Raw genomic sequence first — 584 nt, forward strand, 5'->3', positions numbered from 1 at the left:
TCCTCAACGTCATCACTGGCGACTGATCTCTAACAACTCACCCCTTCATTTATCATCATGAAAGACCTCGTATTAGGAAGTCACCTCTGGTTTGCGCGTCTTGGCTCGACCATCGATGGCACTGTCGTCACCGAGAGCGCGGTGCCCATTTTCGCCACCACCAAGGCCGAATGGCTCAAGCTGCCGAGCTGTGAACAATGGGAACCACGCCCGCCCAGCAACTTCGTATCGCGTCGTGCTCCGGGGACTGGAACCGGCACCTATGGCGTGCGCACCCGCATTCCGCTGGGCGGCGACGACTTCACCCACGCCTTCAACGTTCAGGAATTCGGCAAGCTCGACTTCGAGCTGTTGCTCAACGCGGCCAGCGTCGATCCAACCACCGGTGCTTATGTCACCAATACCAAGGTCGAGCCAGTCGTCGGCTGGCTGCACCGCCAGGCGTTGCACGGTGAAACCATCATCGATGAGGCCGACGAGCTGGTGCAGTTGACCAGCGAGGCGTTCCAGTTTGGTGAAAACCTCAATCCGCACGCGCTGATTGCCACCGTGCTGAACAACACCCTCAACGCCGGTAAAATCAC

The 584-nt window shown here is 58.6% G+C and carries 1 protein-coding gene; it reads left to right on the forward strand.

Annotation, left to right across the window (positions count from 1 at the left end; all coding sequences use genetic code 11):
• Positions 1-57: 57 nt before the first annotated feature.
• The coding region (locus JIN85_RS22600) for a hypothetical protein (RefSeq protein WP_200274489.1) at positions 58-584 on the forward strand (527 nt) is incomplete at its 3' end.

The sequence above is a fragment of the Luteolibacter pohnpeiensis genome, from assembly GCF_016595435.1.
GTDB lineage: Bacteria > Verrucomicrobiota > Verrucomicrobiia > Verrucomicrobiales > Akkermansiaceae > Luteolibacter > Luteolibacter pohnpeiensis.